The sequence below is a fragment of the Lewinella sp. W8 genome, assembly GCF_004375085.3.
Lineage (GTDB): Bacteria > Bacteroidota > Bacteroidia > Chitinophagales > Saprospiraceae > Neolewinella.
On record NZ_SNAQ03000012.1, the window covers coordinates 191378 to 200176 of the forward strand.

2 protein-coding genes and 1 pseudogene are annotated in these 8799 nt (G+C 55.4%); 2 read left to right on the forward strand and 1 reads right to left on the reverse strand.

Going from position 1 to position 8799, the window contains the following annotated elements:
- Nucleotides 1–51 precede the first annotated feature (51 nt).
- Nucleotides 52–1578, reverse strand: a complete 1527-nt coding sequence (locus E1J53_RS14705) for a M20/M25/M40 family metallo-hydrolase (protein ID WP_134272186.1) — start codon at nt 1576–1578, stop codon at nt 52–54.
- A 310-nt stretch (nt 1579–1888) separates the two neighbouring features.
- On the opposite strand from E1J53_RS14705, the gene E1J53_RS14710 reads away from it, so the two are divergent.
- Complete coding sequence (locus E1J53_RS14710; protein ID WP_173021501.1) at nt 1889–3673, forward strand: LuxR C-terminal-related transcriptional regulator; 1785 nt, start codon at nt 1889–1891, stop codon at nt 3671–3673.
- Between the two features lie 952 nt (nt 3674–4625).
- A pseudogene (locus E1J53_RS14715) lies at nt 4626–8799 on the forward strand (hypothetical protein); the annotation flags it as partial.

Consider the following 8799-nt stretch of genomic DNA (forward strand, 5'->3'; position numbering starts at 1 on the left):
TTGCCTCTCCTTGCTCCTGAATCCTAAATCCTGAAACCTAAATCCTCCCCCCTACAACTCCTCCGTCAATATCGCGATCATCGTCTTGATTCCCTCCCGGTAGTTCCCCAGCCGCAGGTTTTCGTTCGGACTGTGCTGGTTGTTGTCGCGGTTAACGGTGGGGACGGTTACGGCGGGTACGTCGAGGGTCGTTACGAAGGGCGAAATCGGGATGGAACCGCCGCTCATGCGAATCATGATCGGGTCTTCGCCGAAGGCGCGATTCAGGGCGCTGCGGAGCCAAACACCTACTTCGGAATCAAAATCCGTCCGGAACGATTGGTACGAAATCTTGGCGGTGAAGGTGGCGACCTTCTCGTGGGCCATACGGGTGGCTTTGTCGGGTACTTCATCCGTGACGAAGTATCCCTGGTCTTCGACGTGCTTTTTGAGGAGTCCGATCAGGCGATCCGGATCACTTTCCAATACCAGGCGCACGTCAATTTCGGCCCGGGCCCAGCCCGGAACGATCGTCCGCACTGCTTCGTCAATCCACCCGGACTGCATACCCCGAATGTTCAGGGAAGGGTACTGGATGGCCTCCTGGTAGTATCGCCCGACTTTGTCTACCGCCCCGAGCTGGAGGCGGTCCCGGATCTGGGCCTCGTCGTCGGGCACGGCCCGCAGGATTTTCTCCGTGGCCGGGTCAATGTTGATACCGTCGTAAAAGCCGGGAATGGTGACCCGGCCTTCATCGTCCTTCATGGAGGCCAGTAATTTTGCCATCCGGAGGGCGGGGTTGGGGGCGTAGTTGCCAAAGTGGCCACTGTGTTGGGCCACTACGGGGCCGTAGGTAGTCAGGGTAATGGTCGAAATGCCCCGGGCCCCGAAGGTCAGGGTGGGGCGGTTGGTGATGTGGCGGGGTCCGTCGAAGATGATGAGCATGTCAGCGGCGAGCAGCTCCCGGTTGTCCCGCACTGCCTGGGGCAGCTGGGGGGAGCCGAGTTCTTCCTCGAAGTCCATAATCACCTTAATGTTGAAATTTGGGCTGAGGTCGGCGGACTTAATGGCGTCCAGTGCCGTGAGGAACATGGCCACGGGCCCCTTGGCGTCGGAAGCCGAGCGGGCGAAGACCCGCATCTCATCGTCGTAGTTGGTGATTCGGCTCCAGGGGATGGCCTCCCAGGCTTCGTCGGCCGCCCGCACCTTCAGGGTGGGGGTGAAGGGATGGTCCTGAAACCACCGGGTACTGTCGACGGGCTGACCGTCAATTTGTAGGTAAATCAACACGGTTTTGGCCGGATTGGAGACCGTTCTTTCGGCCAGGAGCAGGGGCACCGTTGGTGTTTCGATGCGGGTGGTGGAAAAATTCCTTTTCCTGAACTCCCGTTCACACCACACTACGTTGCGTTCAATGTCTTCGTGATTACTCGCCACGTTCGGGATGCTCAGCAGCTCCCGGAGCAGCGGAAAGGACTTCACCGTAAAGGCCCGGGCCATGGCTTCCAGTTCACTGGCGTCAGGAGTCATTTTTTGGGCGTGACCGCAGGTGCCAAGGCCTATCCCAAGGAGCAACAGTAGCAGGTGCAAGTGTTTCATGGTCAAAAATTTTTACGGACCAAGCTAAGCAATTCATGGCCAGCTTCTCCCGGAGTCAGGGGTAAATGGAGCATGAACCCCCCGCAAACGGGTGGTAAAGCGGTAATTTTGCGGGATGCAACGTTTTGCAACGCAGGGAAAGTGGAGGTTATCTTTGCCCGACCTAGATTGGTGAAATCATTTTTAGGTCTTAGTCCTTTTTTAACCACCACGGATAAGGACCGTAGTGGTTTTTTTACCTCTCCTTCCGGGTGCTTTACGGCATCACTGTGCTATCGCCATTATGAATTGTCCGCTCCGCTCAGGGATTATGGCTTTCCTTTTATTCCTGTCTTTGCTGGCCGGGGGGACCTTACTCGCCCAGTACATTCCCATCGGTCCCGAAAGCTTTGTTCGGATGGTGGAGCCGGAGCTTCAGGAAATTTTTCGGGCTACCATCGTCAACGGTGACTACCCCCTCTCTGAAGAACGTCTTGACAGTACCCTGGCCGAATTCGGTAGCTTGCTGGAGGAGACCGACCCGTCGATAAGGAAAAAAATCTGTCTCCTCACGGCGTCCGCCCAGCTGCTCATTCGGGGCGGCAGGCTTTCGGAGGCCTTTAACTACGGTAAAGAAGCCAATGACCTTGCGGTGGAGCACTTGCCGCCGGACGACCTCATCCGCGGGTACGCGCAGGCGGGATATGGTTGCTACCTCAACTTTTATCAGGTTCCGGCAATGGCCTTCACTCCGCTTAAGGAATCACTCATGGGACTCAGGGAACTCAACCGGGGTAACGAGTATGTCGAGCGATCCGTAGCCGGGAGGTGTATGAGGAATGCCGTGCTGCTGGGGCTTTTGGAAGAGGCTTATGGTATTTACGAAAATGTGCTTCAGCGGGGCAGAAATGAGAATTTATACTTCCGGCTGGCGGGTATCCATAACAACTTTGGTCTTTACCTCCAGGAGGCCGGTTATCACGAAAGGGCCATCAAGGAGTTTGACCGGGGGATCGTGACTTTCCCCCGGGAGGCGAGCACCGGTGATAGCCTGGCGCTCGTGAACATTCAAGAATCCAAGGCGCATTCCCTGATGGCTACGGACCGCTTTGGGGAGGGGCTGGACCATTTACAAAAAGCTTACGAAGTCCGTAAAAAAACCGGCCGCCACAATCTTGCCATGCAGGCGCTCAACTACCAGTTGACCTATCTGATGGATGCGGGCCGGTTTGCGGAGTCAATGACCCTTTATAACCAGGAAAAGGCCTACGTTACCACGGCGCTGGCGCCGACCTCCATATCCTATAAGCTTTACCAGCAACTTGGGCGGCTGCACGATCATTTTGGGGCACCTGACGTAGCGTCTACCTTTCATAACATCTACAATGCGTACGCCGCGGAGCAGGTTTTGCCGGTGGCCGAGGCCAGCGCCAAGACCCCAAAGGACCTCAGCGAATACGTTCATCTACAAACGATGGCTTACGAACAGAGCTTGCGCATCAGCCAGCTTGAAGCCGCACAGATCAAGAAGGAACTCCAAATCAGAAATTTTGGATTGTTGGGACTTGGGCTCCTGTTTGGCGTTTTAATTTTCTTTGGTTTGGTCCACTTTCGGCAACGGAAGCGGGCCAATGTGGCCCGGCAACGCATACTCGAGCTGGAAAACGAAAACCTGAAATTCAGTCTGGCTTCCCAGGAAAAGGACATCAAACGGCTGGCGGCGGATAATCGGTTGCGAACTCAGCTCAAAAAAGACATCCTGAAGAAAATTGAATCGATCAATGCACTGCCGGCTAAAGATCGAGGTATCCGTCTGGACCGACTGAAGCGGGAGCTGTCCAACACCATTGAGGAGCAAGAATCTATTTCTGGACTACAGGACCAGATTGAAACCATCAACGCCGCCTTTGAAAAGCGTCTGCGGGACCGTATTCCGGGCATTAGTGCCCAGGAGGTAAAATACTGTAGCCTGATTCGCCTGGGTATGGACAATCAACAGATCGCCCAGATGCTCAACAAATCCGATGCAACCGTTCGATCCTATAAGTATCGGATCAACAAAAAGGCGGGATTAGCGGGGAAAGATGACCTGCGAGCGTTGGTTTTTGGCCTCTGAACGGATATTGCAACGTATTGCAACGACGAGCTTCGAAATTCATAAATATCCCCCATTTGCCCTACTGCCCGGTGACTTTACGGCCACGAAGAAGATGGTGGTGGTGCGCTAGGGCGAACCGACCACTATCCGAAACGGATAGACGAACGGCCCCATCGGAGTGATCCGGTGGGGCCGTTTTTTTGTGGTTGGGGGAGAGGCAAGCTTGACGTATAGATTCGTCTATACACCGGAGAGTCGCCCCGCACCACAACCACTTTCAACGGCCAGATTTCGGGCTTTCGCGTAAATATGTAGAAGTACGACAAAAGCAGGCAAACCGGAACGAAATACGCCAACCCCATCCTCCAATCCTACTTTACCAAAGCTGGTTTGTAGGACTGACTTTCGGGCTTCTGCGTAGATATGTAGAAGTACGACAAAAGTGGAGCAGCTGGGGCAGATGTACGTCCCCGGCCCGGCATTCTACCGTGCTTCATCCGTTTTGGTTTGCTGGTTATAGAATGGCCCGTAGATACGTAGAAGTACGACTCCGCCGACCCCACAGCAACAATTATTCACTACGGCAGGAGAGCATTAGGGCGGCTCAACCCGATACCCCGGCTGATTTGGAGCATTCATGGCATCCCGCGCGCAGCGCCCAAGTCTTTCACCAAGTCCCACTTGCGATAGGGAGGGGCATTTACCTGCTCGGACGTCACAATGTCTGAAGGTGGCGGGGTGTCAATAAAGTATGACTAACGGATAGTGATGAGCCACGAAGGCCTGTTTTGGCCCGAAAGTGAATTGCAACGTTTTGCAACGTAGAAATATGCTGGGAGAAGGCGAATGTTTGCTTACATTTGAGGTATGTCGCTAATCTAACTGGCTACTCTGCCCGGAAATTAGTGATCCGTTTATTGTTTTAGGACCCAGAATTGGTGGTCATCGGATAATCTCGAAATAAAGACGAATGACAAGATCTCTACTGTTTTTTGCGTCCACTGGGATGCGATCTCTCTCGTTGTTGGTTACTTTAATACTGTTAGGCCTCGGTCAGGCATCCGCTCAGACCTGTACGGCTCCCAACCAGTGTAACCCTACTCCCGACTTTCCTAATCCACCCGCTGCGCACAGCTGTGGTGACGGACTAGTTGCTTATTCCATCTTCACCGAAGATTTCGATAATGGCTTTGGCATCTTCAGTGAAGATCCGGTTCCCGTAGGGGCAAATGACCTTACGGTCAGCACCGCCGGCGATACCCCATCTTTCGGCACCGGCCCCGAAACGACGGCTGGTTGTGACGGTGGAAGTAACGATGGGGAGTTTATCTACCTTGAAGGTAGCTTTCATTTAGCGGGGGAAGTGCACTGCATGAGTGCCGATATTTTCATCGGCTCCGACTGCCCCCCTCCACCCAATACGCCCTATACGCTTTCCTTCTGGTACCACATGTTCGGTGACAACATTGGAACCCTGGAGGTTTTCGTCAACGGTAACAGTGAGTTCTCCCTCAGTGGTCAACAGCAAACGGCGAATTGCGAGCCCTGGCGGCAGGGCAGCATCGATGTCTCGGCCCTGGAGGGTACGACGGCCACCGTGCAAATCTGTATGAGTGAGAGCAATGGACAAATCAGCACCTTCGAGAGCGATATCTCCATCGACCATCTGGAGCTCTTTGCCTGCGTTAACCAGGAGGATATCGACAATCTCCCCCCCATGTTTGTGGAGGAACTGCCGCAGTCAGCTACGGTAGACTGCGATGCCGTTCCAGAAGCCGCCGTGCTCACCGCCACGGGTCAGGTAACCTCGATCACTCCCTTTATTTTTATCAATGAGATCCACTACGACAATGCGGGCACCGATGCCGGTGAGTTCGTAGAGGTAGCCGGTACGGCAGGCTTTGACCTGAGCAACTGCGAATTGGTGCTCTACAATGGTTCCAACGGAACGATCTACGGTACGGAAGCTCTTTCCGGAACCATTGACGACGAAGGGGACGGTTTCGGTGCGGTAAGCTTTGCCATTGCCGGCCTGCAGAACGGTGGCCCCGACGGCGTTGCTCTGGTTTGCGACGGAGAACTTGTCGAATTCGTAAGCTACGAAGGCACCTTTGCCGGAACAGAAGGAATCGCGAATGGCGTTACTTCCAGCTTTGATTTCGGCACGGAATCGAGCAGTAATCCGGTAGGCTTCTCCCTGCAACGGATTGGAACGGGTTGTGCTCCCGGTGATTTTGGTGGTAACGAACCTTCTCCCGAAAGCCCCGGCATGATTAATGACGGCCAGGAATTTGATCCGGACGCTTGCGCTTCCGATAATTCCGTCCCCGTTACGTTCCGGGAAGTTCGCACCGATGACGGTGAATGTTCCGGAGACTATACCCTGACCCGGACCTGGACGGCCACCGATATTTGCGGCAACACCAACGAACACGTTCAGGTGCTTACCGTTGAGGACGTTACGCCGCCCATGTTTGTAGAAGAACTGCCCGGAAACGAAACCCTGGAATGTACCGACGATATTCCGGAAGCTCCAACCCTGACGGCAACGGACGACTGCGATAAATCCGGAATCAACGACGTTATCTGGATCAATGAATTCCACTACGATAACGCCAGTGGCGATGTAGGCGAATTCGTGGAAGTAGCCGGTGTAGCCGGTACGGATCTGAGCAATTGTATGATTGTGCTCTACAATGGCTCTAATGGTGAATTCTACGAGACGATCGACCTCTCCGGGGTAATCGACGACGAGGAAGCCGGATTTGGCGCCGTTAGTTTTTTCATTAGTGGCATCCAAAATGGAGGCCCTGATGGTATCGCCCTGGTGTGCGAAGGAGACGTTGTTGAATTCATTAGCTACGAAGGAAGCTTCGAGGCCGTGGATGGTCCCGCAGAAGAATTAACGTCCGAAGACGTTGGCGTAAGTGAGCCGGGATCTACCCCGGTTGGCCAGTCGCTGAGCCTTACGGGCACCGGCTTCAACGCTGACGATTTCACCTGGACTGGCCCCGATGCTGAATCTCCCGGAACGCTCAATCCCGGTCAAACCATCACCGGTAACATTACCGCTGCATTCGTTGAGGTGCAAACGAATACTGAGTGCCCGGAAGAATATACCCTGACCCGGACCTGGACCATCACGGATGATTGTGGTAACTCAGACGAGCACGTGCAAACCATCACGGTAGAAGATAACGTTGCGCCGATGGCGGTTTGCGTCAACTATTCCGTTACGCTGGATGAAACGGGTAATTACACCCTGACGGAGGGAGATCTTGAAGAAATCGGCAGCGGAAGTACTGATGCTTGCAGCAATGATTTAAGCTACGCCGCAGATATCAACTCCTTTGACTGCAGTGACGTAGCGGAACCGGTGATCGTGACCATTACGGTGACGGACTGCGCCGGCAACAGTGCTAACTGTACTTCCCAAATTACGGTCATCGATGATACCACGCCCGTCCTCGAATGCGAGGAAGCCGTTACGGTGGAACTCGGCGAAGACGGCACGGTGGTTTACCCCAACGACATTGCCCTGATCAGCATCATGGATAACTGCCTGGAGAACCTGGGTGGTCCCTTCACGGTGGGTGGCCCCAGTGCCCGCACCTTCGACTGTGCTGACGTCGGCCTGACCTTCGAGCGCCGTATGATATATAACGACGTCAACGGCGGCGGAGAGGTGGTCGGCTGCGACTACACGGTCACGGTCGTGGACCCCACGCTACCAGTATTGGAGTGCGAAGAATCGGTCACGGTGGAGCTGGACGAGAACGGTGAGGCCGAGATGCCCAACGACCTGGCACTGATCAGCATCACGGACGACAACTGCCCCAACCTGGACTACCTGAGTGGTCCCTTCACGGTGGGTGGCCCCGATGCCCGGATGTTTGACTGCGAGGACGTCGGTGAAGACATCACGCGCCGTCTGGTGTTCAACAACCCCAACCTTCCAGGTCCGAACCGCGAAGTGGTGGGCTGTGACTACACGGTCGTCGTGGTGGACAACGTGCAGCCCGAAGCGCTGTGCCAGGATGGCCTGGTGGAGCTCGACGAGTTTGGCGAAGGTGGCATTGACGCCGAAGACATTGATAATGGCTCCAACGATGCCTGCGGCATTGAGAGCCTGGAGCTGGACGTTGACGAGTTCGGCTGCGCCGACGTTGGCGAGGTAACCGTCACGCTGACGGTCACGGACGTAAACGGCAACGAAAATACCTGTACGGCCACCGTGACGGTAGAAGATAACGTAGCGCCCGAGGCCCTGTGCCAGGACGTAGACGTCATTCTGGACGCGGCCGGTAATGGCAGCACGAGTGCAGGTGCCGTGGACAACGGTAGCAACGATGCCTGCGGCATCGCGAGCCTGGAACTGGACATTACGGACTTTAGCTGCGACGACGTGGGTGAGGTTGACGTGGTGCTGACGGTCACGGACAACAACGGCAACGAAAACAGCTGCGATGCCGTGGTAACGGTAATTGACAACATTCCCCCGGTAATCACGACGACGCCCCAGACGATTGTACTGGACGAGGACGGTATGGCCACGCTTACGGTCGACGACATTGCCAGCGCCACGGACGCCTGCGGCGTAGCGAGCCTGACGGCCCAACTGCTGGACGGCCCCTCGCTGAACCTGGAGATCACGGCCGGCGGCACGGTGCTGAACTTTGGCTGTGAAGACATCGGAGAGAACCTGATTCTGGTCACGGCCACGGACGTGAACGGCAACGTGAGCACGGCCGAGGTGATCGTGACGGTAGACTTCATCCAGCCGCTCTACGCCTGCGTGGGAGAGCTGAACCTGACGCTGAACGAGAACTGTCAGGCGCTGCTGATCCCGAGCATGGTGCTGACCGGCACGATGGCCTGCATGGATGCCTTTGCCTTTGACATTACGGTCATGGACGACGATCCGAGCAACGGTCCGATCATCGACGGTTGCGGTAGCTTCCAGTACATGATCAGTGCGGCCAGCCTGGGCGATGAGCCCACGCTTGGCTTTACGGGCGACTTTGCGCCGGAGAACTGGGGCCGCACGATCAGTGCGGATGAAAACAACGACCAGATCGCCACGATTGACTTTGGCGAAGACGAGATCGTCTTCACCACGACGGGCAACCCCGACTTTTTCGATT

Coding starts and splice junctions, on each gene's coding strand:
- E1J53_RS14710 (WP_173021501.1), top strand. CDS start 1,889: ATGGCTTTCCTTTTATTCCTGTCTTTGCTGGCCGGGGGGACCTTACTC.
- E1J53_RS14705 (WP_134272186.1), bottom strand. CDS start 1,578: ATGAAACACTTGCACCTGCTACTGTTGCTCCTTGGGATAGGCCTTGGC.